Here is a 569-nt window from a genome sequence, read left to right as displayed (position 1 = left end):
AGCTTCTGAGCGTTAGCCACTCGGCGATCAGCCAAGCGATTAAATCTCTCGAAAGCCAAGTAAACAAACCGCTTTTTGACCGTATTGGACGCCATGTGTACCTCAATACGGAAGGCAAAAAATACTACCGCAAAGTCGCGCCAGCGTTAGAACAAATCGTCGATGCAACCGAAGCACTGATGCACGATCAAAACTCTCAACGCATTACGCTAAACATGGTGAATGCCTTGGCACTGCATTGGTGGATCCCACGTATGCCACGCCTTCAAGCCTATGCGCCCCAACTTGATGTGCGCCTATCTAACCTTTCTGGACGGTTCAATTTGGAACAAGAAGGCGTTGATGCTGCGTTGGTGCATGGCAACCCTGAAGAGTGGCAAGACTACTATTGCGAAAAGCTCAGTGAAGACGAACTGGTATTAGTGTGCAGCCCTGATCTCATCGACCACAGCAATCCAGTTAACCTTTCTGACATCTTAAAGACGTATCCGCTCATTGAGGTCACGAATGAGCGCAGAAAACACGATTGGCAAGTCTGGTCAGACGCGATAGGAGTCGCTCGTCCAAAA

The 569-nt window shown here is 49.0% G+C and carries 1 protein-coding gene; it reads left to right on the top strand.

What is annotated here, in order from left to right; genetic code table 11:
• On the top strand, window positions 1-569 hold a 569-nt coding region (locus R7E78_RS28995), incomplete at both ends, for a LysR substrate-binding domain-containing protein (protein ID WP_318059000.1).

The organism is Vibrio sp. YT-19(2023), from assembly GCF_033337395.1.
This window is presented reverse-complemented; position numbering and strand designations above follow the sequence as displayed.